This window comes from Microbacterium sp. F01 (genome assembly GCF_056156365.1).
In genome coordinates this window covers 2,922,431-2,946,866 of sequence record NZ_CM149592.1, presented here as the reverse complement: position 1 = coordinate 2,946,866, position 24,436 = coordinate 2,922,431, and the positions used below count along the sequence as shown (strand labels likewise).

The following is a 24,436-nucleotide window of genomic DNA, read 5'->3' as shown; positions in this document are numbered from 1 at the left end:
CTGCCGTGGCGCCAAGGCGCTGTCTGTAGACAGCGCCTTTTTCATGCCCCTGCGCCCTTGATCGTCGCGCAAGTCGAATAACCGAGAAGCCGTCCCGGCCATTCGAGAGGATGATCAATGCGCACTCTGGTGCTGAACGCGGGCTACGAGCCCCTCGCGATCGTGTCGTTCAAGCGGGCGCTCGTGCTCGTGATGAACGAGAAGGCCACCGTGGTGGAACACACCGAAACCGATCCGGTGTGGGGGACCCGACGATCGTACGAACGGCCGGCCGTGATCATCCTGACCCGCTACGTGCGGGTACCGGGCGGTCGCCATGTGCCGGTGACCCGGCGGGGCGTGCTGCGTCGCGACAACCACCACTGCGCCTACTGCGGCAAGGCTGCGTCGACGATCGACCACGTGCTTCCCCGTTCGCGCGGCGGCGCCGACTCGTGGGAGAACCTCGTCGCGTGCTGCCTGCGCTGCAACAACATCAAAAGCGATCGCACGCCGCAGGAGATGCACTGGGAGCTGCGGTTCACGCCGCACCCGCCGCGCGGCGCGCAGTGGACGGTCCGCGGCACCGAGCGCACCGACCCGCGGTGGGAGCCGTATCTCGCCCTGGCGGCGTGACACCGCGATCGTGTGCTGAGTGAGCGTCAGCGCTCGTCGAGCACGCGGAGCCAGCGCGTGAGGATCGGCTCGAGGGCCGCAGCATCCATCGTCCCGAGCTCGTCCAGAATGCGGCGCTCGTTCGTGAGATGCGCGGCGATGGCGCGGTCGATGAGGTTACGACCCTCCGGGGTTAGTCGCACCAGGCGCTTTCGGGCGTCGGATGCCTCGACCCGCCGCTCGACGAGTCCTCGGGCTGCGAGGCGGTCGACGCGCTTGGTGAGTCCGCCGGTGGTGACGAGGGTGTGGTCGGCGAGTTCGCCGGCGGCGCGCTCGAAGGGCGATCCCGCGCGGCGGAGAGTGGCGAGCACGTCGAACTCTCCCTCGCTGAGGTCGAACTCGCCGTAGACCGCGACGAGTCGCTCGGTGAGTTCGAGCGCGACGAGGTGCAGGCGCCCGATCACTCCCTGCGGTGAGGGGTCGAGGTCGGGGCGCTCGCGGCGCCACTCCTCTTGGATCTCGGCGACGCGGTCGAGCGGTTCGTCGTGCGGGGAGCGGTCGTCGGCGGCCATGCGACCCATCTTATCTTCCCGGTAAGATAAAGTATCTTCCATGGAAGATAAGCGATGGATGTGGATCGTGGTGACGGCGATCGCCCCGATTGCCTGGGGGAGCGGCTATGTCGTCACGCGCAGCCTGCTGCCTGCGGAGTCCCCGCTGTGGGGCGGTGTGCTGCGGGCGCTGCCGGCCGGGCTCATCGTGCTGCTCCTCGCCCGCTGTCTTCCGCGCGGGTCGTGGTGGTGGCGCTCTCTCGTGCTCGGCACACTGAATGTCGGCGGCTTCTTCGTGCTGGTGTATGTCGCCGGGCAGCGGCTGCCGTCGAGCCTCGCTGCGACGCTGATGTCGGCCTCCGCCGCGTGCATGCTGCTGTTCGCGTGGCTGCTGCTGCATCGCCGGCCGCGACTGGCCGCCGTCGTGGGGGCGACGGTGGGTCTCGTCGGTGTGGCGGTGATGCTGGGCTTCGATGCGGAGGGTGCCGATCCGTGGGGCATCGCCGCATCGCTCGGCGCGATGGTGGCGTCGTCGATCGGGTTCGTGCTCACGGCGAGGTGGGGCTCGGGCGTCCCCGCGGTGTCGATGACGGCGTGGCAGCTCGTCGCCGGATCGATCGTGCTGCTGCCGGCGGCGCTGCTCGTCGAAGGGGCGCCGCCGGTGCTCACCGCGCCGTCGGCGCTCGGCTTCGCGTACCTCACGCTCATCGCCACCGCGCTCGCGTATGTCGCGTGGTTCGCGGGGCTCAGGCGCCTGTCGCCCGGGGTGGTCGGGGTGGTCGGACTGCTCAATCCGGTCACCGGCGTCGTGCTCGGCGTGGCCGTCGCGGGGGAGGCGTTCGGGGTGCCGCAGGTCGTCGGGGTCGGCCTCGTGCTCGTCGGAATCATGCTGGGTGCGGCTCCGGCGCGACGGGCTCCGGGCCTGGGTGCGACGCCGTTGGTCTTGCAGTCTCGAACATAATTGTCGGAACCCGGTACTACGCTCGTTCCCAGCGGTTGAAGGACTAGAACATTAGTTCTAGAATGTGGGAATGAGGGCGATCGTGCAGCTCACGGCACACCACGTGCACGAGGCCGTCGGCCAGGCGCCGACGGGCACGTCTTCTCTGGGTGCGTCGTCGATGGGCACGTCGTCACAAGGCACCGTTGCGCAGCTGCGGGCTCAGGTCGAGCGGGTGCAGGGCCGGCGTCTCGATGCGCCGGTGCTTCCGGTGCATCCCGCACTCGCCTCACTGCTTCCCGGGGGCGGTCTGCGTCCGGGTTCCGCCTACTCCCTGCCGCGGTCGACGTCGGTGCTGCTGGCGCTCTTGGCCCAGCCGTCGCAGGCGGGGGCGTGGTGCGGTGTGATCGGCATGCCGCGGCTCGGCGCCGAGGCGGCCGAGGGCCTGGGGGTCGATCTGTCGCGGCTCGTGCTCATCCCCGATCCGGGCGCACGCTGGCTCGCAGTGACCTCGACCGTCGCCGAGGTGCTGCCGGTGGTCGCGGTGCGCCCGTCGGGGCGAGCGGCCGACGGCGAGATCTCCCGCCTGGCGGCACGGCTGCGCGATCGCGGCGCGGTGCTGCTCGTGCAAGGGCCCTGGCCGCAGGCCGAGGCTGTGATCGAGGTGGGCGATCCGACGTGGGAGGGCGTCGGTCGCGGACACGGCTACCTCTCCGGGCGGGAGGTGACGCTCACGTCGTCCAGTCGGCGCTGGCCGCGGTCGCGCCGCGCTCGCGTGATGCTTCCGGATGCTGCGGGGCACGTCTCCGCCGCGCCCGAGCGCATGCGCCCCGTCGAGGCGCTGCCTGCGGAATCTGCGGAGTCCTTCCCGCAGCTGATCAGGGCGGTGGGGTGACATGCCGACGGACACGCCGGTGCGGAGCCTCGTGCTGTGGTTCCCCGACTGGCCGGTCACGGCCCTCGAGCGGGAGGCGGGCGCGGCCGCGGCGGAGTCGGAAGAAGCGGTCGGGGAGCGGCCGGGCGCCCGGACGCCTGCGGCGCAAGGGAAGAACGAGGCCAAGCCCCCGATCGCCGTCGTGGAGCGCAACCTCGTGGTCGCGTGCTCATCGTCCGCGCGCGCGGAGGGGGTTCGCCGCGGGCAGCGCCGGCGCGATGCCCAGGCGCGGTGCCCCGGGCTGACGCTGGTGAACGCCGACGCCGCCCGCGATCATCGTGCGTTCGCTCCGATCGTGTCGCTGATCGAAGAGAAGGCGCCCGGCGTGCAGCTGGTGCGGCCGGGGCTGTGCGCGCTGCGCGCCCGCGGTCCGGCGCGGTACTACGGCGGCGAGATCGAGGCCGCCCGCATGCTGATCGGCACCCTGCGCGACGCCGGGCTCGACGCAGTGCGGATCGGCATCGCCGACGGCCCGTTCACCGCGGAGCAGGCGGCGCGGGGCGGCACGAGCGCCGCCGATCCGGTCTTCGCCGTGCCCGCCGGCGGTGCGGCAGGCTTCCTCGCACCGCTGCCGGTCTCGGTGCTCGACGCGTCCGCGATGCTCGGCACCGGCGCGGCGGGTGCGAAAGAGGCGACGGACCTCGTGGGCCTGCTCGCCCGGCTGGGCGTGCAGACCCTCGGCGGCTTCGCCGAGATGCCGACCGATCGCGTGCGCGAGCGGTTCGGCGAGCGGGGCGTCCGGCTCCACGCGCTGGCGGCGGGGCGCGACTCGCGACCGGTGCAGCCGCGTACGCCTCCACCCGAGCTGCAGCGCGAGGTCGCGTTCGAGCCGCCCCTCGAGATCGCCGACCAGGTGGCGTTCGCCATGCGCGTCACCGCCGACGACTTCGTCGCGGGGCTCGGCGCGGTCGACCTCGTCTGCACCGAGCTGCGGGTCGAGCTCGTCGGCGACCGCGGGGAGCGCAGCGAGAGGGTGTGGCTGCACCCCGGCTCGTTCGACCCCGCGGCCGTCGTCGACCGGGTGCGGTGGCAGCTCGCAGAAGACGTCGGCGCCGCCGATGCGGCCGGGGGCGGGCTGCGTAGCGGGGTGACGCTCGTGCGGATCTCGCCGGAGGCGGTGGACGCGGCATCCCATCACGCTCCGGCGCTGTTCGGCGGCGGACCCGAAGAGCGGGTGCACCACGCGCTGTCGCGCGTGCAGGCGATGCTCGGGCACCGCGGCGTGCTGACGCCCGCCATCGGCGGCGGCAGGTGGCTGGCGGAGCGACAGGTGCTCGTGCCCTGGGGCGACAAGGACGAACGCGATCGAAAGGCGACCGGCACCGGCGGCCTCGCGGCGCAGCGCGGGCGCCCGTGGCCGGGGAGCCTCCCCGACCCGTTGCCCACGACGGTGTTCGCCGATCCGGTGCCGGTCGACGTGCGGGCGCTCGGCGGCGAGCTGGTCGACGTCGATGAGCGGGGCAACGTGTCGGCCGTGCCTGCGCTCTTCATCGAGAGCGGCCGTCGGCGCGCGATCGAGGCGTGGGCGGGGCCGTGGCCGGTGGTGGAACGCGGATGGGATGCTGCGCGCTCGCGCCGTGCGCACCGGTTCCAGGTCGTCGACGCTGACGGGTCCGCGTGGCTGCTGGTGTGCGACGGCGACGCCTGGACGGCGGAGGCGACCTATGACTGAGAAGTCGGGCTGATGGGCTTCAACAACCCGGGTGTGCCGTGGTCCGAGATGGAGCGCGTGCTGAGTGGCCGTCGCAGGCCCGACGCACCGCCGGTCGGCGCGGACGGCGGCGACAGCCCTGCGTGGTCGCACAAGCGGGGGCCGTACGTCGCGCCCGAGATCGAGCGCCCGGCCGATGCGATTCCGTACGCCGAGCTGCACGCGCACTCGTCGTACTCGTTCCTCGACGGAGCCTCCTCGCCGGAAGAGCTCGCCGAAGAGGCGGAGCGGCTGGGGCTGCACGCCCTCGCTGTCACAGACCACGACGGGTTCTACGGAATCGTCCGGTTCGCCGAGGCCGCCGAGTCGCTTCAGCTCAAGACCGTGTTCGGCGCCGAGCTGTCGCTCGAGCTGCCGAAGCCGCAGAACGGCGAGGCCGATCCGGTCGGGGCGCACCTGCTGGTGCTCGCCCGCGGCGAGGAGGGGTATCACCGGCTGGCGGGCGCGATCACCCACGCCCAGCTGCAGGGCGCCGAGAAGGGCCGGCCGGTCTACGACCTCGAGGAGCTCGCCGCGCAGGCGGCAGGGGAGTGGGCGGTGCTCACCGGATGCCGCAAGGGCGCCGTGCGCCGCGCGCTCGCCGAGAGCCCCGACGCGGCGGCCGGCGAACTCGACAGCCTTGTGACGCTGTTCGGGAAAGACAACGTGCACGTCGAGCTCATCGACCACGGCAATCCGCTCGACACCCGCGATAACGACGTGCTCGTCGGGCTCGCGCGGGAGCGGGGCCTGCCGCTGCTCGCGACCAACAACGTCCACTACGCCGTGCCGAAGCGGCAGCTGCTGGCCGCGGCGGTCGCCGCCGTGCGCGCGAACCGCGGTCTCGACGAGCTCGACGGCTGGCTGCCCGCGCACGCCGGTGCGCACCTGCGGTCGGGGGCCGAGATGGCGGAGCGGTTCGTGCGGTTCCCGGATGCCGTCGCCCGCACCGTGACGCTCGCCGACGAGCTCGCCTTCCCGCTGCGCAAGGCGAAGCCGGCGCTCCCGAAGCAGAAGGTTCCCGACGGGCATACGCCGATGTCGTGGCTGCGGCACCTGGTGTGGGAGGCGGTGCCGCGCAAGTACCCCGACCTCACGGAGGACGACCGGGCGCGCATCGAGAAGGAGCTGGGGGTCATCGAGATGAAGGACTTCCCGGGGTACTTCCTGATCGTCCACGGCATCGTGCAGTTCGCACGGAGTCAGGGCATCCTCTGTCAGGGGCGCGGGTCCGCCGCCAACAGCGCCATCTGCTACCTGCTCGACATCACCGCCGTCGACGCGATCGCGTACGACCTGCCGTTCGAGCGGTTCCTGTCGAGCCTGCGCGAGGAGGAGCCCGACATCGACGTCGACTTCGACTCCGACCGCCGTGAAGAGGTCATCCAATGGGTGTACCGGGAGTACGGGCGCGACCGCGCGGCACAGGTCGCGAACGTCATCCAGTACCGGCCCAAGAACGCCGTGCGCGATATGGCGAAGGCACTGGGGCATTCGCCCGGCCAGCAGGACGCCTGGTCGAAGCAGATCGAGGGCTGGGGAGCCCTCCTCGAGACCGGCGCCGGCCACGACATCCCCGATCAGGTGCTGGAGTTCGCCTCCGAACTGCTCAAGGCGCCGCGGCATCTCGGCATCCACTCCGGGGGCATGGTGCTCACCGACCGCCCGGTGGGCGAGGTCGTGCCGATCGAGCACGCACGTATGGAGAACCGCACGGTGATCCAATGGGACAAGGACGACTCAGCCTGGATGGGCCTCGTGAAGTTCGACCTGCTGGGCCTCGGAATGCTCGCCGCCCTGCAGTACTGCTTCGACATGATCCGCGCTTCGACCGGGGAGGACTGGGAGCTGTCGACCCTCCCAAAGGAGGAGAAGGCGGTCTACGACATGCTGTGCCGGGCCGATTCGATCGGGGTGTTCCAGGTCGAGTCGCGCGCGCAGATGGGCCTGCTCCCGCGCCTGCAGCCGCGTCGGTTCTACGACCTCGTGATCGAGATCGCGCTCATCCGCCCTGGTCCCATCCAGGGCGGCGCGGTGCACCCGTTCGTCAAGCGCAAGCTCGGCAAGGAGAAGGTGACCTACCCGCACCCCAAGCTGGTTTCGGTGCTGGAGCGCACGCTCGGCATCCCGGTATTCCAGGAGCAGCTTATGCAGATGGGCATGGCCGTCGGCGGGCTCACCGGTGAGGACGCCGACCTGTTGCGACGGGCCATGGGGTCCAAGCGGGGGATCGAGCGCATCGACTCGTTGAAGAAGAAGCTGTACGCCGGCATGGCCGAGAACGACCTGGTGGGCGAAGAGGCCGACGCGATCTACGCCAAGATCCAGGCCTTCGCGAACTTCGGCTTCGCCGAGTCGCACTCGCTGTCGTTCGCGCTGCTCGTGTACGCCAGCTCGTGGATCAAGCTGCACTATCCGGCGGCGTTCCTCGCGGGGCTGCTGCGGGCGCAGCCGATGGGCTTCTACTCGCCCGCGACGCTCGTGGGCGATGCGCGCCACCACGGCGTGGAGGTGCGCCGCCCCGACCTGCACCTCTCGGGTGTCGAGGCCGTGCTCGAGGCCGTCGTCGGCGCTTCGACCTCTTCCCCGCCGACCGGTCTGGATACCTGCCTCGAGCGGCGTCAGCCGCCCGTCGGGCTCTTCGACATCGATGCGCCCGACGAATCCGCCGCGCACCGCCGCGACGGAAGGTTCGCTGTGCGGCTGGGGCTCGCCGGGGTGAAGGGAATCGGCGCGACGGTCGCGCAGCGCATCGTCGCCGCACGCGAGGCTGGCGGGCTGTTCCGCGACCTCCGCGATCTCGTGCGGCGAACCAGCATCACCGCGGTCCAGGTCGAGGCGCTCGCCACCGCGGGGGCGTTCGAGTGTCTCGGGCTCAGCAGGCGCGAGGCGATCTGGCTCGCCGGGTCGGCGGCGCAGGACCGCCCCGAGTTCCTGCCGGACTCCCTCATCGCGGTGCAGCCGCCGCTGTTCACCGACCCCACCAGCTACGAGCGCCTCGCCGCCGACCTGTGGGCGACGGGCATCTCGACCGACGACCACCCGATCAGCCACTACCGCTCCGGGCTCGACGCGCGCGGCGTCCTGACGTCCCGCGAGCTGCGCAGCCACGAGGTCGGCCGCCGCGTCGAGGTCGCGGGCCTCGTGACCCACCGGCAGCGCCCGGCGACAGCATCCGGAATCACGTTCCTCAACCTCGAAGACGAACATGGTCTCGTCAACATCGTGTGCTCGCTCGGCGTCTGGAACCGCTACCGCCGCATCGTGCGCGACTCCCCGGCGCTCATCGCGCGCGGCATGCTCGAGCGCTCGGCCGAGGGGGTGACGAACCTCATCGCCGACGCGTTCGAAGATCTCCGCGTCGGCGTGCAGCACCGTGCGAGGGACTTCCGCTGACGATGCCGTCAGATCTCGTCTTCCCAGTCGACCTCGGTCGATGGGGCGGGGTCGACGGTGGCGATCGGGTGCAGACGTCGCTGGATCGCACTCATCCGCTCGATCGCAGCCTCATCCACGATCTCCCCATTGTCGTCGTGGGCGTCACGCGCGACCATCTGGCTGGCAGGACCGATGAGCACCGTCACCTCACTCACGGAGCCGTCCGGCTCCCTCGTCGGGACCGTCACCGCCTCGGCCTCACCCGCCTCGGCGAGCGCCTGGCCGCAGCCGAGCAGCGCGGCGGCGATGTCGTCCCCCGTCACGAACTCGCTTCCCGCGTAGATCACCCGCTTCACGACTCCTTTCTACTGGAGGACTCGCCGTCGGTCTCGGGGGTTGCAGCCCGGCGACGAAGGGGCTACAACCCGACACCGATGTGGTCTGGGCTTTTGGAGGTGTGTCACGCTACTCGACCAGTTTCCCGACGACCGACACCTCGCGCATGAGCGCGGCGATGTCGGCGGGGATCGGTGGAATCTGCTCCCGGACGACACCGGTCGAGGGCGACCACACCAGGTTCACCTGCAGGTCGGCGTCGGTGTCGGGGTAGTCGCTGCGGTTGTGGCAGCCGCGGGTCTCTCGCCGCTCGAGCGCCGCTTCGAGGGTCGCGCGCGCAGCGAGTGCCGCCGACTTCAGATCGAACGCGTGCGCGAGATCGTGGAAGCCCGCGATGTCGGGGTGCACGCCGATATCGGCCATCCGCGCCTCGATCACGTCGAGCTCGGCGAGGCCGGCGAGAAGCCCCTGCTCGTCGCGCACGACGCCGGCGTGTTCGGTCATCGTGTCACGGATGGCCCGCTGCAGCGCCCGGACGTTCTCGGTGCCGGATGCTGCGAGCAGGTCGTCGATCTCCGCGCGCGCGGTCGCGACGGCCGACGCCGAGCGCGTCTGCGCGGGCAGAGCCGCAGAGTACGCGGCAGCGGCCTGTCCGACGATGCGACCGAACACCAGCAGCTCGATGAGCGAGTTGCCGCCGAGGCGGTTGGCGCCGTGCAGCCCGGAAGATGCCTCACCGATGGCGTAGAGCCCTGGCACGTCGGTGGAGTGGTCCGACGAACGCACCCAGACGCCGCCCATCGAGTAGTGCGCGGTCGGAGCGATCTCGATCGGCTCCTTCGTGATGTCGAGCATCTGCAACTCGAGCATCGTCTGGTAGACGCGGGGGAGGCGCGTCATGATCGTCTCGCGCGGGAGATGCGAGACGTCCAGCCAGACGCCGCCGTTCGGGGTGCCGCGGCCTTCCTTGATCTCGGTGTAGCACGCCAGGGCGACGCGGTCACGGGTCGACAGCTCGAGGCGCTCGGGATCGTACTTGTGCATGAAGCGCTCGCCGAGGCCATTGCGCAGGATGCCGCCCTCGCCGCGTGCCGCCTCGGAGATGAGCGTGCCGGCCGCGTTCTCGGGCTCGATGATGCCGCTCGGGTGGAACTGCACGAGTTCCGGATCGCGCAACCGGCCGCCCGCCTCCACCGCGAGGCGGAACGAGTCGCCGGTGTTCTCGTCGCGCCGCGACGATGTGCGCCGCCAGATGCGGTTGTGTCCGCCGGCGGCGAGGATCACCGCGTCGGCGTGGATGAGGTAGCGCGTGCCGTCCTCGAGGTCGAAGCCGTAGGCGCCGAACACTGCGCCATCGTCGTTCACGAGGATGCGCGTCACGTAGACGGTGTCGAGGATGGGCACCTGCAGCTGTGCGGCGCGGTTGATCAGCGTGCGCTGGATCTCGAGTCCCGTGTAGTCGCCCGCGAAGGCGGTACGGCGGTACGTGTGAGCGCCGAAGAAGCGCTGCGAGATGCGGCCGTCGTCCTCCCGCGCGAAGGGCATGCCGTATCGCTCGAGGTCTTCGATCCCGCGCGCGGCGCCCGACGTGACGATCTGGACGGTGTGCGGGTTGGCGAGCAGGTAGCTCTCCTTCAGCGTGTCGGCGGCGTGCTGCTGCCAGCTGTCGTCGGCATCCATGGTGCCGAGGGCGGCGTTGATGCCGCCGGCGGCGAGCGAGGTGTGGGCGTCCGACTTCGGGCGCTTGCCCAGGGCGACGACGTCGACGCCGGCTTCGGCGAGTTCGATGGCCGCGCGAAGACCGGAACCGCCGGTGCCGATCACGAGGACGGTGGTGGAGAGCTGGCGTTCTGAGGGGATCACGTCAGACACGCTAGGCACTTCACGTCGATTACTCCAATGCATAATCATTGTTAAATCGATAGCAATAGGCTATTCGAATGAATCTCGAACAGCTGCGCGCGTTCGTCACCGTGGCTCAGTTGGGCAATTTCACCCGCGCCGCCGAGCACCTCCACCTCGCCCAGCCGTCGCTGAGCCGCCAGATCTCGACCCTCGAGCACAGCCTCGGCGCAGAGCTGTTCCACCGCGCTCGCGCAGGCAGCACGCTGACCGTCGCCGGCGAGTCGCTGCTGCCCCTTGCCCGGCGGATGCTCGCCGACGCAGCATCCGTTCGCCGCGAACTGGACGAGCTGGCCGGTCTCCGGCGCGGGCGCGTCCGGCTCGGTGCCACGCCCACGCTCTGCATCAGCCTCGTCGCCGAAGTGCTGAGCGTGTTCCACGCCGCGCATCCCGGAATCGAGCTGCACATCACCGAGAGCGGGTCGCGTGGCCTGCTCGACGATCTGGGCGGAGGCGAGCTCGACCTCGCGCTGATCACGACGTCGGACGCGGCATCCGCCGAGAGATTCACCGTCACTCCGCTGCTCGTCGAGGAGCTCGTCGTCATCTCCTCGAGCAGCGCACCGCCGCTCACCACACGACGCAGCATCGGCCTCGATGATGTGGCCGCGCTGCCGCAGGTCGTCTTCAGCTCGACCTACGACCTGCGCGCCACGACCGATGCCGCGTTCGCGGCGGCGGGCCTGACGCCGCACACGGTCATCGAAGGGGCGGAGATGGATGCGGTGCTCCGCTTCGTGGAGCGGGGGATCGGAGTCGCGATCGTGCCCGCGATGGTGCTCATCGAGCGCTCGGGGCTGCGGTCCGTGCGCCTCTCGCACCCGACCCTGACGCGCACCATCAGCATCGCGCGCGTCACCGACATGGCTCCGACGTCCGCGGTCGAGGTGATGCAGCAGACGATCGTGCGCACCGCCGCCGCGCTCGCCACAGGGCTGCAGGCGACCATGCGGCTCGCCTGATCGCGAGACCTGGATCGTGACGGATGCTGCGGGCCGCGGCATCCGTGATCGAATGGCCCGACCGCAGACGCGTCAGGGGTTCGGGGAGTCGTCGACGTGGACGCAGCCCGGCGGCTCGGAATTGCCGCTGAGCGTGAAGTCCTCGCACGTGAGGAACCGGTTCTGGTTGAGCCCCAGCACGAACGACGCGGCGGCGATCGCGGCGACGATCGCGAAGATGCCGAGTCTGGCGACGGGGGAGTAGTCGGCGATCACGTCGGGCCACACGGTGCGCACGACCACCCACAGAGTGAAGGGGATGCCCGCGACGCCGACGATGACCGCGAGCACATCGAACAGGTTGCCCCAGAGGTCGTCCGCGGCGGGAGCGCTCGTGAACGACAGCGCCAGCCACAGCGAGGGGATGACGAGCGCGAGGGAGCGACCGACCTTGACCCGTGGCCGCGCGGGCTGGATCAGGACCACGACGAACCCCGCCGTCGCGATCACCCACACCGTCAGGAGTTGGTCGAAGAATAAGGTGTGCCACGCGCCGAGCGTGAACGCCGGCCACCAGATCGCGCCGCTCATGCCGATGAGCACGATGCCGATGCCGCGATATCGCGAACGCGCCTTCCTGGCGGCGTCGGGCGCGGGTGTCGCTGTCATCCCGGTCCTCTCCGGCGTCGATCCGTGTGACGTGCAGAGTAGTGCATCCGTGCCAAACGGCGGCAGACCGTGGGCTGAACGCGCCTTGCGATCGGGTGTCGCGGGATACTGTCCCTCGCGCAGGAAGCCGGGCGATCGGTGGTGAGCGTCAGCGGTATTCGCCCTCGGCAGACTCGATGATCTGCCTCATGACCTCGATCGAGATCTGCTCGCGCTCGCCGTCGACCCACTCGTGGACGATGAATGGGACGCCGAGACGCTCGAGGAGTTCGACGGTCTTCTCGAGCCGGGGCACGACCTGGATGTGGTCGTTGCCGAACAGCGCCGCGGTGTAGACGGGCTCGCCGGCGCGGATCGCGCGGCGCAGCTCGACGGTGGAGCGCCCCGTGATGCGGTACAGGGCTTTCAGCACCTCGCTGCTGAAGTCAGGGGTGCCGATGATGGTGAGCGAGAGCGCGTTCTCCGGCGTGGTCACCTCTCCATCACAGCACGTGGCGCCGCCATGGGGTCGCTCCGCGTCCGCCGGGTGTCGACTACTGGCCGGCGAACCAGCCGAAGCTCGCCGCGTGGTGCCCGTTGGGCGGCGCGGACGACGAGGCGTCCGGCGCGGAGCCGAGCATCGACCGGGTCAGCTGCTCGCGCGAATCCATCAGACGGTCGAGCTCGGCCGCGAGGTCGGCGTCCTCGGGCTCGCGCTCGTCACGGGCCGCTCGAAGGACCGTCCGCCGCATGAGTTCCTTCGCGAAGGATCCCGTGGTGCCCTCGGCTTGTGCGGCGGCGCCCTCCAGCGCAGCGTCGCTGTACCGCAGGTTGTGGGCGTAGCGGCGGAACAGCCGCCGCCGCTCCGTGAGTGCGGGAAGCGGCACCTCGACGGCGAGATCGACGCGACCCGGACGCTCGGCGAGCGCCCGCTCGAGCACTTCGACACGGTTGGTGGTCATGACGAACGCCACGTCGGCATCGCCGTCGAGGCCATCGAGCGCGTCGAGCACCTCGAACAGCAGGGGTTGGGGCGAGGCGTGCCTTTCCATCGCGACCAGATCGATGTCTTCGAGGATGACGATCGCCGGCTGGAAGGTGCGGGCGATCTCGGCGGCCGCGCTCACGAATCGGATGCTCGACCCGGTGAGGACGACGGCCGTCGTCTCAGGCGTCGCGCTGAGCAGATGCCGGACCGTGAGCGTCTTGCCTGTTCCCGGTGGTCCGTACAGGAGGACGCCGCGCTTCAGATGCTGGCCTGCACCCCGCAGCGCCTCGCGGTGGGTGCCGATGATCACGACGTGCTGAACGATCTCGTCGAGCACGCCGTCAGGAAGCACGATGTCGTCGGCCGTGACGGCGGGGCGCGGCACGAAGGTGGCACCCGCCTCGCGCCCGAACTCGGTGTGCTGGAACGAGAGCACCTGACCTCGGAGCACGCTGCGCTCCACCATCGTGCGCCGCAGCACCTCGAGGAACCGCGTCACCAGGGCGGGGTCGGCGGCCATGACCTCGACGAGGGCGGTCTGACGGCCGTACTGCGGCGCCGCCGCGCGCTGAGCCAGCGCGAGAGGAGAGCCTTCGAAGTGCAGGAGGCGGATTCCCAGGGACACAACCCGTGTGCTCGAGTCCGGACCGGTGGCTCGCTCGGTGTAGTCGACAGGGCCGACGTCATACCGGGCATGACCGTTGCTGATGAACTCCGACAAGCCTTGATGGTGCCTCTGGTCGCCGCCGGTCACACCGATGAGCCGACCGTCGCCTTCAGCCGACAAGGCGTCCAACGCGATGTCGGCGTCGACCAGGCGGTGATCGGCGATCTGCTCCTGCACGACGGAGACGCGTTCGGCATCCGTCTCGAGATGCTCGGTGATGAGGTCGCCGAGCGGGGTGCGCGCCACCACCGTCTCGCGGGCGGCCAGCTCATTGACACGGTGAAGGTAGTCGGAAACGGCCCGCATCAGGTCGCGGTCATCGTCGTGCAGCATGCCACCGAACCTCTCATGAACCAGCGACAGCACACCACCTCGCGATCGCACTTTCGCGGGCGATCGCGGAGTGGGACTCTTCTCGCATGGACAGCATCGAATGGTGGGAGTCTCTCGACGAGGGTGCGAAGGAATGGCTCATCGCGCACAACGGAGAATCCGTGCGAGCCGACGTGCTCGCCCAGATCATCGCGGCCGGCGGCGACGTCACGAGCGGCGTCTGGTGGGTCGGCGAGTCAGGGCCCGACGGGTTCTATCTGTCCGACGACGCCGTCGATTGGATCGAAGAGAAGGGGAACTCGGAGTAACAGGAGTCCACCGGCTGATCCTGTCGCATTGGCATGCGATCTCGGGCGATGTCAAGGCCCGCGACGCGATGTCGGCGTCGATCTACGCTCGCCCGTGGCGGAGTCATCGAGGGCGAGGAGGATGAGACGATCGTGAGTCGGATGAAGGAGCGGTCCTCGGCGTCCCGCGTAACAGAGCCGGCGATGACCACCACCACCCGCCACGTGCCCCGCTCACTCCTCTCTCCTACGAGGTCACGCGAGGTCGCGTGTGCGGCGCCGCTGGCCGATGCCGAGGCCCTCGATGGATTCGGCTACGACATCCCTGCCACCATCGAGTGGTGTGTCGCCGCAGGAGGATCGGCGCCCCGCGTCGGCACGGGAGACACCTTGGCGCTGTGGGACCTTCTCGCTGCGACCGCCCGGCATGATGTCGCCGCCGCCCGTGTGCTCGAGCCGCATCTCGACGCACTCGGCATCCTCGAGCAGTCCGGCACCCAGCTCGCCTCGGGGGTCGACCCCTGGGATCTGTCGGTTCTCGGGGCGGACGAGGCCTCGTCGTGGGGCGTCTACGCCGCGGAAGGCGCCGGGCTGAGGGTGGCGGCCGAAGTGACCTCCGCCGGCTGGACCCTGACCGGAACCAAACCCTGGTGCTCCCTCGCATCCCAGCTCTCTCATGCCCTGGTGACGGCGTTCGTCGGCGACGAGCGGCGGCTGTTCGCCGTCGCCTTGCGGGGTTCCGGGGTTCGTCCGCACGACGGTCCGTGGGTGGCGCGAGGTCTGCCCGACGTCGTCAGCGCGCCTGTCGATTTCGACGGCGCGCCGGCCGTGCCGGTCGGTGAGACAGGGTGGTACCTTTCGCGCCCCGGATTCGCGTGGGGCGGCATGTCGGTCGCCGCGTGCTGGTGGGGTGGTGCGCTCGGCGTCCGGGACGCACTCGCGAGCTCAGCGTCTTCGGAGCGCGCCGACCAGGTCGCGCTGGTGCACCTCGGCCGCGCAGACGCCGCGCTCTGGTCGGCACGCGCTGTGCTGCGCGAGGCGGCCGAGCTCGTCGACGCCGATGCGGAGCTGGAGCCGAGGCTCTTGGCGGAGCGTGTTCGCGGCGCCGCCGTCTTCGCCGCCACCACGACCCTGACCGAGGCGGACGCGGCGCTCGGCCCCGGCCCGCTGGTCACCGACCTCGCATATGCACGCCGGGTCGCCGACCTGCACCTGTACCTGCGGCAACACCACGGGTTGCGAGACGCGGCGAGGCTGGGCCGGCTCGCGATCGACAGCGAGGCGTCGCGATGAGCACCCCGTTCAGCCATCTGGACGCGGGGACACCCGAAACGGTGTGGCGCGACGAGTTCGCCCGGCGCTCACTGAGGCCGCTGGAGGCGACTTTCGAGGTGCTCGTCGTCGTCGCGGCGCACCCAGATGACGAGACTCTGGGCGCCGGCGGACTGCTGCAGCGGGCGGCGCGCGTCGGCGCCCGTGTGGTGGTCGTGATCGCGACCGACGGTGAAGCATCCCATCCCGACTCACCGTCGCACGACCGGGCGACGCTCGCTCGGCTGCGCCGAGACGAAGTCAGCGCAGCGATCGCCATCCTCGCGCCGGATGCGGACGTCCGCTTTCTCGGTCTCCTCGACGGAAGGCTCGATGACTTCATGGGTCAGCTCCGCGAGCGGCTCGGAGCGATCTTCGACATCCTGCGCGCGGCCGACCCGCGACGCGTGCTCGTCGCGGCGCCGTGGTCACGGGACCGGCATCGCGACCACCGCATCGTCGCTGAGGTCACGGGCGCGATCGCCTCCCATCGCCGGTTCACGTTCCTGGAGTACCCGGTGTGGGCGTGGCACTGGGGGGCGCCCGAGGACCTGCCGTGGGATCGCGTGGTGGCGCTCCCGCTGACTGACGACGAGCTGCAGACCAAACGGGACGCCCTCGCGTGCCACGTCACCCAGATCGCGCCGTTGTCCGACCAGCCCGGCGACGAAGTGCTGCTGCATCCTGGAATGCAGGACCACTTCCACCGCGACATCGAGGTTTTCTTCGCCGCGCAACCGGAGGAGGCAGAAGCGGAGAGCCTCGACGCTCATTGGTTCGACGAGTTCTACCGCCGCAACGGCGTCGACCCGTGGGGATTCGAGTCCCGGTGGTACGAGCAGCGCAAACGGGCGCTGCTGCTGGCGACACTGCCGACGCACGCTCTGGGAACCGTGTTCGAGATCGGCTGCGCGACAGGACTGCTCACCGCGCAACTCGCGCCCCGCGCAGACGAAGTGATCGCGATGGATGCCGCAACCGCCGCTGTCGAGACCGCCCGGGATCGCCTGGGCACAGACGAGCGGGTGTCGGTGCGCCATGGCCGCATTCCCGGAGACTGGCCTCAGGGCCGCTTCGACACCATCATCTTCTCGGAGGTCGGCTACTACCTCTCGCCGCCCGACCTTCAGCGCACGCTCCTTCTCATCGAAGCCTCGCTCGCCGAGCAGGGCCGTGTCGTCGCCTGCCACTGGCGTCACGCGGTTGCCGAGTACCCGCAGACGGGCGACGCGGTCCACGAGACTCTCCGTTCCGTCCCCGGCTGGGAGACCGTCAGCCTGCACGTCGAGAAGGACTTCGTGCTCGAGGTGTTCGCCCGGCGTCCTGCACGGTCCGTCGCCGAGAGCGAAGGGCTCGCATGAGGCGCGCGCAGACGGACATCATGGTGGTCGTCATCCCCGTCCGTGACGAGGAAGTCCTTCTCGCCGCCTCGCTGTCAGCGTTGGTCGATGCCGTGGACACGGCGACCCGCGCGGGCATCCGGTCGGAGGTGCGCATCGTGCTCGACGCGTGCACCGACGCATCCGCTGAGGTCGCCGCGGCCTTCGACTTCCCGACGCTCACCTCGACGGCAGGACGCGTCGGAGCGGCCCGTGCGCTCGGCGTCTCCGACGCCCTCGACGCCCTCACTCGTGCCTCGGTGGATCGCATCTGGATCGCGAACACCGATGCGGACTCCCGGGTCCCGGCATGGTGGCTGACCGATTTCCGAGCGATCTCCCGCATCGCCGACGTCTGCCTCGGTACAGTCCGGCCTGACTTCTTCGATCTGTCGCCGGCGCAGCAGGCGCTGTGGTTACGCACGCACACCCGCGGAAAGCCGAACGGCAACACGCATGGCGCCAACCTCGGCATCAGAGCGAGCACGTACCTCGCCGGGGGCGGATTCGCGCCGATCGGTGAGCACGAGGACGTCGACCTGGTCGCCCGTTGCCGCAGCATGGGCGCTGTCGTCGTGGCCAGCGACGACGGCGAGGTCATCACGTCTGGCCGCCTCACTGGTCGCACGCCGGGCGGGTATGCGGGATTCCTGCGACGACAAGTGGCGGAGCTCGCCGCCGACGCGACCGAGTGATCGGAAGCCTCGACTATGCGTCGACGTCGCCTCGCCAGGCACCGGTCTCGTTCCCTTGGGCTTCGATGAACTCCTTGAAGTTCTTCAGATCCTTCTTCACCGCGTGGCCGCCCGCGCCCAGCAGGGAGCAGAGCTCTGGTGACGGATAGCACAGTTCGAAGTGAACCGCTTCCCCCTGCACACAGCCTCGGTCGGATGCGATCGTGAGGCATGGTCACACGGGAATCCGAACCACGGCGGCTCGACGCGTCGCTTCCTGCGGAGCCGCGGCGCACTCGGCGGCCGCGCCGGCGGCGGCCGGTCGAGGACTCGATCGGGCTTCTGACCCGCGGTTACGGCTTCGGCGCCCACATCTGGCGTCGCGTCGCGCCCGGAGGTCGCGCAGCACCGATGCGACTGCTCGGAGACGAGGCGATGCTGGTTCGCGGGGTGGAGGGTGTGGCGCTGTTCTACGACCAGACCCGGATCGCACGGCATGGGGCGATGCCGGCGATCGTGCAGGAGACGCTGTTCGGCCACCACTCTGTGCACAGCCTCGACGGCGACGAGCACCGACACCGCAAGGCCACATTCGTCGATGTGGCATACGACGACGCGCAGGTGGAACGTCTGGTGCCGTTGCTCGAACGGGAATGGCAACGCGAGCTGGACTACTGGGTGCGGGGCGGGCGCCACAGTGCGTACGACGCAGCGGTGGGTGCATTCGGCCGAGCGATCATGCGGTGGGCGGGCGTGCCCGGTACGAGTGACGCGCAGACGCGGTGGGCGCGGCGACTCGCTCAGATCGTTGACGGATTCGGTGCGCCCTACTCGCCTGCCTTCCCGCTGGCGATGGTGAACCGCGGGTGGTCGGATCGGCACGCCGTGCGACTCATCGACGCCACCCGTTCAGGCAGGCTGTCGCCCTCGGAGGAGACGGCGCTGTTCGCGTGGGCGTGGCATCGCGATGCGAACGGGGATCTCCTGCCGTCGCGAGTGGCCGGGGTGGAGCTGCAGAACAGTATGCGACCGATGATCGCGGTCGCGCGGTTCGTCGCGTTCGCGGCGAAGGAACTCCACGATCGCCCCGTGTGGCGGGCGCTCATCGCGGCCGAGGTCTCCGAACGCGGTTCACTGGCCGGCGGATCGATCGCGACGATGTTCGCGCAGGAGATCCGCCGCACAGCCCCGTTCGTGCCGATGCTGCCCGGGTGGGCACTGCGAGATGTCGAGATGGAGGGCAGGACGCTGCCGAAAGGCGGGCGGGTCGTCCTCGACATCCTCGGTACGAACCTCGACGAGCAGTCCTGGGACCACGCGGCGCAATTCGATCCGGAGCGGTTCCGGGCTGTGGACGACTACGAAGCGCTCACCGCGTTCATCCCGCACGGTGGTGCCGACGTCCGTACCGGGCACCGCTGCCCGGGAGAAAAGCTCGCGATCGTCGGACTCGCCACCGCGGTAGCCGTGCTCAGCGACCCCCGGATCTCGATCTCGAGCAGCGGACTGGGGGTGAATCCCCGACGATTGCCCACCAAGCCGCGCTCCGGCGGGCGCATCCAGCCTGCAGAATCACCGATGGGGTGTCCCCTCCACTTTGGACGGACTGCCACGAGCACGCGGCAACGCAGCGACTCCACGACCGAGCGCGGTGCGCTGTGAGACCAGGTGACGTCGAGGTTTCCATCCGGCCCATCCGCGTCGCGGACGCGGGGGAGGTGCTCACGATTCAACGCGCCGCGTTCGTGCAGGAGGCGCTGATCTACGGGGATCCCCGGATGCCCGCCCTCACACAGACGCTCGCGGAGCTCGAAGCGGAGTTGGTCGACAACCTCGGTCTCGTTGCGGTCCTCGGGCAGCGCGTCGTCGGCGCGGTGCGAGCGGCGGCCGATGGAGACCTGCTGTTGGTCGGGCGCATTGCGATCGCCCCGGACCTGCAGGGCGAGGGTATCGGCCGGGCGCTGCTGGCTGCAGTTGAAGACCGCGCGAGATCTCGGGGATGCCGTGATGCCGAACTGTTCACCGACTCATGGAGCGACGCGAACCGCCGCCTCTACGAGGACGTGGGATACCGGCAAAGCGACCGGGTGGACCAAGGGGACGGCACGGCGCAAGTCTTCCTGCGCAAGCGGCTCTAACGGCCCGTGGTGCAGTCGGGCGATTGTGTCAAGCCCCTGCGGACTCTCGATGCCAGGAAGGATGCTGTCTGAATCGAGAGGAGCACGGCATGGCGAGTCACAAACCGTCCGTCTCGGATGAGAGTGGCGACGACGACGGTTACGAAGGCCCGGATATCGAAATGCCGCTGGGTGCCGACGCCGAGACCGGGCACGACACGCCGGACGACGGCACCGGGCCGCCCGCGAACAGCACGCACGCTGACGACGTCGACGGAGAACCCAAGCCCGGCGGGCTCGGTCAGGACGGCACGATCCCGAACGATCCGAACGGCGTCGCCGCCGGACACACCGGCGTGCACTCGACGTTCGAGCCGGAGGAAGACGAGAAAGTCGACAACTGACGCAAAGCAACCGGCGACAGGCGGATCGGCCCAGGAAGTTGCGCGGAGACGAACAGGCAGTCGACACGATGCGGCCCGTCGGCTACTCGTCGTTGATACGGAGCTTGCCCAGCAGCCGTGCCAGCGCCGAGAGATCGGCATCATCCAGCTCGGAGAACCAGGGGCAACCCTCGCGATGATCGCGGACTCGTACACATCAACGTGTAGGCACGCTATTCCTCCTGGTGCTCTCCGTCTGTGACGTGGCGAGGGGCCACCGGCCCCTCGCCGCGTGGCTCAGTCCTCGGGGATGTCGCGTCCGAAGGCTTCGAGGGTGATCGCTTCGGGCTCGGGGCCACCGCGCACGCCGGTGTCGAGGGCATCGATGCGGGCGATCTCGTCGGCGGTGAGTTCGAAGTCGAAGACGTCGAAGTTCTCGGCGATTCGTGCCGGCTTGACGGACTTCGGGATGGCCTGGACGCCGTTCTGGATGTGCCAGCGCAGCATCACCTGAGCCGCGGTCTTACCGTGTGCTCCCGCGATGTCGAGGATGACCGGGTCGTTGAAGGTGCTCGTGGCGTCGTCGCCGCGATAGGAGGTGATGCCGCCGATGGGGGACCAGGCCTGCGTGAGGATGCCATGCTCGGCGCCGAAGGCCTGCACGTCATTCTGCTGGAAGTACGGGTGGACCTCGATCTGGTTCACCGCCGGAACGACGGTCGTCTCTGTGAGCAGCCGTTCGAGGTGGTCGACCATGAAGTTGCTGACGCCGATGGCGCGCACCGTGCCGTCGGCGAGCAGCTGCTCCAGCGCCTTGTACGCGGCGATCGTCTTGTCGAACTCGCCGGGAAGCGCCTGGTGCAGGATGAACAGGTCGATGACGTCGACCCGCAGCTTGCGCGCGCTCTTCTCGTACGCGTGGAGGGTCTCGTCGTACCCGTAGTCCGAGATCCACACCTTCGACTCGAGGAAGACGTCGTCGCGGTCGATTCCGGAGGCGCGGAGGGCGTCGCCGACGCCGCGCTCGTTCGCGTAGGCAGCGGCGGTGTCGATGAGCCGGTACCCGGTCTCGAGCGCAGAGGCCACAGCCGCGGCGGTCTCGGCGGGCGGAGTCTGGAAGACGCCGAAGCCCAGCGCGGGCATCTCGACACCGTTGTTCAGGGTCAGGTGGTTCGTCATGACATCGACGCTAGAACGGCACGCCGACCTGAGGGAGTGACTGCCGTTACACGGATAAGCCGTAACTGGCTCGCACGAACGGCGAGGCATCAGATGGAGGACATGACTTCCACCACCCACGACGTCACCGCCATAGCCGCGCGCTCCGCGGCCTTCGCCATCAGCGGCGCACGCGCAATCCGCCAGGAGAGCTGCGACTGACCAGCTCACGGGATCGGGCATACGGATGCATGCACCCCATCTAACTCGCAGGGATGCACACCGACTCCCTCACGCGTCAAACGCCCGGATGAGGATCGCCCGATGGTCCAGTTAGACCGGGGGACGCGGATTCTGTGAGCCAAGCGTCAGCCGCGCTGCCTCCGGAGCGCGCGACCGAGTCGTGCGGCGGCTTCGGCGAGGCGGTCCTCGTGGGTGTCGCCGAAGGCGAGCCGCAGGTGGCGTGCGGCGTCCGTTCCTGGTCCGGAGGGGAAGAACGAGCCGCGCTGGTACTCCACGCCCTCGGCGCTCGCGTCGTCGGCCAGCCGATCGGGGTCGACGTCGGCATCGCGCAGACGCGGCCAGAGGAACAGGCCGCCTTCCGGAACCGCGACCTCGAACGCACCGGGCGCTTCGCGCTCGATCGCCTCGGCCAGCGTCCGCGCGCGCGACGCGTAGAGCGCTCGCGCCCGGTCGAGGGTCGCGTCGAACAAGCCGGGGTCCTGGGTCAGCAGGTCGGCGACGACGGCTTGCACGAAGGTCGACGAATGGGAGTCCTGGCGGCTGCGCAGCGCGATGACGTCGGGCGCCAGCCGCTCGGGCAGCACGAGCCAGCCCAGGCGCAGTCCGGGTCCGAGCGTCTTCGTGAAGGTGTTGACGTGGATGACGTGCTCGGAGTGGTTGAACGGCTCCTCCTCGGCCGCGGGACCGGCGAATCGCAGCTCGCGGTAGGGGTTGTCGGCGAACACGACGAACCCGTAGTGCTCGGCGAGCCGCACCAGCTCGCGCCGGCCTTCGAGCGGCAGGGATCCCTGCGTCGGGTTGTGGAAGTCCGGGACGGTGTAGAGCGCCGCCGGACGCGCTCCGTCCCGCAGGAGCGCGCCGAGCTCGTCGACGTCGAGACCGTGCGCGCCCACCCGCACGGGCAGGGTGTGTGCCGCCGAGAGCTCGAGGCCCCGCAGGAAGAGCGGGAAGATCGGGTTGTCGACGGCGACGAGATCGCCTCGTTCGACGGTCGTGTGAATGGCGAGCGCGAGCCCGTGGAAGCCGCCGTTGGTCACCACGATGCGCGAGACCGGTACACCCTCGCGCGCCGCGATCCACTCCCGCAGCGCGGGAATGCCTTCGGTGCGCGAATACTGCAACGCCGGCAGGCCCGGCTGCGCGAGTACCCGGGCTGCAGCCTCGGCCAGTTCGCGCGCGGGAAGCACGGAGGGATCGGGGATGCCGCCGAGCAGCTCGATCGCGTCGGCCCGGCGTTCGCGCAGCGTCTGGTCGCCGAAGCCCTTCGGAACGGTGAACGCCGATACCAGGGCGGTGCGTCGGGCGAGGGCGGGGAGGGTGTCGAGGGTCATCGGGGGACTCCAGTTCTCAGGCGGTGCGGGCGAGTTCGGTGGGGATGCGTGATCCGGGGCACGGGATCGCCGACAGGAGCGACGTCGTGTAGTCGTGCTGCGGGTCGGAGAACACGCGCACGACCGGCCCGCTCTCGACGACCCTGCCGTTCTGCAGCACCGAGACCGTATCGGCGACCTGGCGGACGAGCGCGAGATCGTGCGAGACGAACAGGTAAGTGAGACCACGCTCGGCCTGGAGCTTCAGGAGCACCTCGATGATGTCGGCCTGCACGCTGACGTCGAGGGCGCTGGTGGGTTCATCGAGCACGATGACATCGGGCTCGAGCACGAGGGCCCGAGCGATCGCGACGCGCTGCCGCTGACCTCCCGACAGCTCCGCGGGCCGGCGGCGGGCATGGGCGGGCGTGAGGCCGACAGCCGCCAGGGTCTCGGCCACGCGGGCCGCACGCTCGCGGCGCGCGCCGACGCCGTACCGTTCGAGCGGCTCGCGCACGATGGCGCCGACGCGCCACGACGGGTCGAGCGAGGTGAACGGGTTCTGGTACACGAGCTGGAGATGACGACGGATGCCGCGTACCGCGTCCGCGCTACGGCCGACGACCGACTCGCCGTCGACGAGGAGTGTGCCGGCATCCGGATGCTCGAGGCCGAGAAGCGTCCGCAGCGCCGTCGTCTTGCCCGAGCCCGACTCGCCGACGAGGGCATGGGTCGTGCCGGCCGGCACCGAGAACGAGACGTCGTCGAGCGCCTTCACCGCGCTCCCGTCGGCGGAGAACGTCTTTGTCAGGCCTGACACCTCGATCCGCAGCGGTGCGCCGACGACGGGGAGCCGGTCCGCGCGCAGCGCGGCGTATCGCTCGGGGTTGAGGGCCGGCGCGTCCGCCTGCAGTCGAACCGTGTAGTCCGATCCCGGTTGAGCGAACACGTCACCGGTGGTCCCGGCATCCTGCACCCGTCCGTCCTTCAGGACCACGATGCGGTCGGTGCGCTCCCCGGCGATCGCGAGGTCGTGCGTGATGAGCAGCAGGCCGATCCCGCGCTCGGTCTGCAGCTGGGTCAGCAGATCGAGGATGCGCTTCTGGATCGTGACGTCGAGCGCGCTCGTCGGCTCGTCGGCCACGATGAGCGCGGGCGCCGGAATCAGCGCCAGCCCGATGAGCACCCGCTGGAGCATGCCACCCGACAGTTGATGGGGGTACGAGTCGTAGACCCGCTGCGGATCGGGAAGCCCGACCTTCTCGAACGTGTCGAGGATGAGCAGCCGGCGGGCTTTCGCGTCGCGTGGCTCGACGAGCGCTGCGGCTTCGTGGGCCTGCGTGCCGATGCGACGGACGGGGTTGAGCGCGTTCGCGGGGTCCTGCGGGACGAAGCCGATCTGCCGGCCGCGCAGCGGGCGGAACCGTCGCTCCGGCAGCGACAGTGTCTCGGTGCCCTGGAACTCCACGGTGCCCTGCGCGCGAGCGCCATCGGGCAGCAGGCGCAGGATCGAGCGGGCGATCGTGGACTTGCCCGATCCAGACTCGCCGATGAGCGCGAGGCTTTCGCCGCGGGCGAGGCTGAACTCCGCGTCGAAGACGACAGGGGTCGGTCCGTACGAGACCGACAGGCGGTCGACGCGGAGGAGGTCGGGGGAGGTCATGAGCGATCC

22 protein-coding genes and 1 pseudogene are annotated in these 24,436 nt (G+C 69.9%); 13 read left to right on the top strand and 10 right to left on the bottom strand.

Annotated features, from left to right (window positions below; genetic code table 11):
* Positions 1-117: 117 nt before the first annotated feature.
* Positions 118-615, top strand: a complete 498-nt coding sequence (locus ACVN90_RS13525) for an HNH endonuclease (protein ID WP_475098753.1) — start codon at positions 118-120, stop codon at positions 613-615.
* 26 nt (positions 616-641) lie between these two features.
* On the opposite strand, the gene ACVN90_RS13520 is transcribed toward ACVN90_RS13525, so the two are convergent.
* On the bottom strand, positions 642-1,166 hold the full coding sequence (locus tag ACVN90_RS13520; protein WP_475098752.1) for a MarR family winged helix-turn-helix transcriptional regulator: 525 nt from the start codon (positions 1,164-1,166) through the stop codon (positions 642-644).
* Between the two features lie 40 nt (positions 1,167-1,206).
* On the opposite strand from ACVN90_RS13520, the gene ACVN90_RS13515 reads away from it, so the two are divergent.
* From ACVN90_RS13515 to ACVN90_RS13500, 4 genes are all read left to right on the top strand, one after another.
* Positions 1,207-2,106, top strand: coding sequence for an EamA family transporter (locus ACVN90_RS13515; RefSeq protein ID WP_475098751.1), 900 nt, complete (start codon positions 1,207-1,209; stop codon positions 2,104-2,106).
* Between the two features lie 70 nt (positions 2,107-2,176).
* Positions 2,177-2,980, top strand: a complete 804-nt coding sequence (locus ACVN90_RS13510) for a hypothetical protein (RefSeq protein ID WP_475098750.1) — start codon at positions 2,177-2,179, stop codon at positions 2,978-2,980.
* Position 2,981: 1 nt separating this feature from the next.
* Positions 2,982-4,691: a DNA polymerase Y family protein gene (locus ACVN90_RS13505; protein WP_475098749.1), complete on the top strand. Its 1,710-nt coding sequence runs from the start codon at positions 2,982-2,984 to the stop codon at positions 4,689-4,691.
* A 12-nt stretch (positions 4,692-4,703) separates the two neighbouring features.
* Entirely contained in the window at positions 4,704-8,105 is a 3,402-nt protein-coding gene (locus ACVN90_RS13500; protein WP_475098748.1) for an error-prone DNA polymerase, read from the top strand.
* An 8-nt stretch (positions 8,106-8,113) separates the two neighbouring features.
* Here ACVN90_RS13500 and ACVN90_RS13495 read toward each other — a convergent pair whose 3' ends face one another.
* Positions 8,114-8,443, bottom strand: a complete 330-nt coding sequence (locus tag ACVN90_RS13495; protein WP_475098747.1) for a hypothetical protein — start codon at positions 8,441-8,443, stop codon at positions 8,114-8,116.
* Between the two features lie 109 nt (positions 8,444-8,552).
* A complete protein-coding gene (locus ACVN90_RS13490) occupies positions 8,553-10,286 on the bottom strand; it encodes an L-aspartate oxidase (RefSeq protein WP_475098746.1) in 1,734 nt (577 codons plus the stop codon).
* A 77-nt stretch (positions 10,287-10,363) separates the two neighbouring features.
* On the opposite strand from ACVN90_RS13490, the gene ACVN90_RS13485 reads away from it, so the two are divergent.
* Positions 10,364-11,287, top strand: coding sequence for a LysR family transcriptional regulator (locus ACVN90_RS13485; RefSeq protein WP_475098745.1), 924 nt, complete (start codon positions 10,364-10,366; stop codon positions 11,285-11,287).
* Between the two features lie 72 nt (positions 11,288-11,359).
* On the opposite strand, the gene ACVN90_RS13480 is transcribed toward ACVN90_RS13485, so the two are convergent.
* The 3 genes from ACVN90_RS13480 to ACVN90_RS13470 form a co-directional block, all read right to left on the bottom strand.
* On the bottom strand, positions 11,360-11,935 hold the full coding sequence (locus tag ACVN90_RS13480) for a hypothetical protein (protein ID WP_475098744.1): 576 nt from the start codon (positions 11,933-11,935) through the stop codon (positions 11,360-11,362).
* A gap of 148 nt (positions 11,936-12,083) precedes the next feature.
* On the bottom strand, positions 12,084-12,410 hold the full coding sequence (locus ACVN90_RS13475; protein WP_475098743.1) for a hypothetical protein: 327 nt from the start codon (positions 12,408-12,410) through the stop codon (positions 12,084-12,086).
* 58 nt (positions 12,411-12,468) lie between these two features.
* Positions 12,469-13,902 carry an AAA family ATPase gene (locus tag ACVN90_RS13470; RefSeq protein ID WP_475098742.1) on the bottom strand — a complete coding sequence of 478 codons (1,434 nt, stop codon included), beginning with the start codon at positions 13,900-13,902 and terminating at the stop codon, positions 12,469-12,471.
* 86 nt (positions 13,903-13,988) lie between these two features.
* Between ACVN90_RS13470 and ACVN90_RS13465 the strand changes: the two genes are divergently transcribed.
* The 4 genes from ACVN90_RS13465 to ACVN90_RS13450 all read left to right on the top strand — a co-directional run bounded on the left by ACVN90_RS13465 (position 13,989) and on the right by ACVN90_RS13450 (position 17,574).
* Positions 13,989-14,210, top strand: coding sequence for a hypothetical protein (locus tag ACVN90_RS13465; RefSeq protein ID WP_475098741.1), 222 nt, complete (start codon positions 13,989-13,991; stop codon positions 14,208-14,210).
* A 183-nt stretch (positions 14,211-14,393) separates the two neighbouring features.
* Positions 14,394-15,482, top strand: a complete 1,089-nt coding sequence (locus ACVN90_RS13460; protein ID WP_475098740.1) for an acyl-CoA dehydrogenase family protein — start codon at positions 14,394-14,396, stop codon at positions 15,480-15,482.
* Complete coding sequence (locus ACVN90_RS13455; RefSeq protein WP_475098739.1) at positions 15,479-16,861, top strand: PIG-L family deacetylase; 1,383 nt, start codon at positions 15,479-15,481, stop codon at positions 16,859-16,861. Before ACVN90_RS13460 ends, ACVN90_RS13455 begins: the two co-directional genes overlap by 4 nt.
* The gene (locus ACVN90_RS13450; RefSeq protein WP_475098738.1) at positions 16,858-17,574 is read left to right on the top strand and encodes a glycosyltransferase family 2 protein; all 717 of its coding nucleotides are present in this window, start codon (positions 16,858-16,860) and stop codon (positions 17,572-17,574) included. Before ACVN90_RS13455 ends, ACVN90_RS13450 begins: the two co-directional genes overlap by 4 nt.
* A 13-nt stretch (positions 17,575-17,587) precedes the next feature.
* On the opposite strand, the pseudogene ACVN90_RS13445 reads toward ACVN90_RS13450, so the two are convergent.
* Positions 17,588-17,692: pseudogene (locus ACVN90_RS13445) on the bottom strand (SRPBCC family protein); the annotation flags it as partial.
* Between the two features lie 92 nt (positions 17,693-17,784).
* Between ACVN90_RS13445 and ACVN90_RS13440 the strand changes: the two are divergent.
* The 3 genes from ACVN90_RS13440 (at position 17,785) to ACVN90_RS13430 (ending at position 20,074) form a co-directional block, all read left to right on the top strand.
* Complete coding sequence (locus ACVN90_RS13440) at positions 17,785-19,215, top strand: cytochrome P450 (protein WP_475098737.1); 1,431 nt, start codon at positions 17,785-17,787, stop codon at positions 19,213-19,215.
* 56 nt (positions 19,216-19,271) lie between these two features.
* Positions 19,272-19,691 (top strand): GNAT family N-acetyltransferase, encoded by a 420-nt coding sequence (locus tag ACVN90_RS13435; RefSeq protein WP_475098736.1) that lies wholly within the window; start codon positions 19,272-19,274, stop codon positions 19,689-19,691.
* 89 nt (positions 19,692-19,780) lie between these two features.
* Complete coding sequence (locus ACVN90_RS13430; RefSeq protein WP_475098735.1) at positions 19,781-20,074, top strand: hypothetical protein; 294 nt, start codon at positions 19,781-19,783, stop codon at positions 20,072-20,074.
* 276 nt (positions 20,075-20,350) lie between these two features.
* Here the strand turns inward: ACVN90_RS13430 and ACVN90_RS13425 are convergent, their stop codons facing one another.
* The 3 genes from ACVN90_RS13425 to ACVN90_RS13415 all read right to left on the bottom strand — a co-directional run bounded on the left by ACVN90_RS13425 (position 20,351) and on the right by ACVN90_RS13415 (position 24,427).
* Complete coding sequence (locus ACVN90_RS13425; protein ID WP_475098734.1) at positions 20,351-21,232, bottom strand: aldo/keto reductase; 882 nt, start codon at positions 21,230-21,232, stop codon at positions 20,351-20,353.
* A 347-nt stretch (positions 21,233-21,579) separates the two neighbouring features.
* Complete coding sequence (locus ACVN90_RS13420; protein WP_475098733.1) at positions 21,580-22,785, bottom strand: aminotransferase-like domain-containing protein; 1,206 nt, start codon at positions 22,783-22,785, stop codon at positions 21,580-21,582.
* A 16-nt stretch (positions 22,786-22,801) separates the two neighbouring features.
* On the bottom strand, positions 22,802-24,427 hold the full coding sequence (locus tag ACVN90_RS13415; RefSeq protein WP_475098732.1) for a dipeptide ABC transporter ATP-binding protein: 1,626 nt from the start codon (positions 24,425-24,427) through the stop codon (positions 22,802-22,804).
* Positions 24,428-24,436 lie beyond the last annotated feature (9 nt).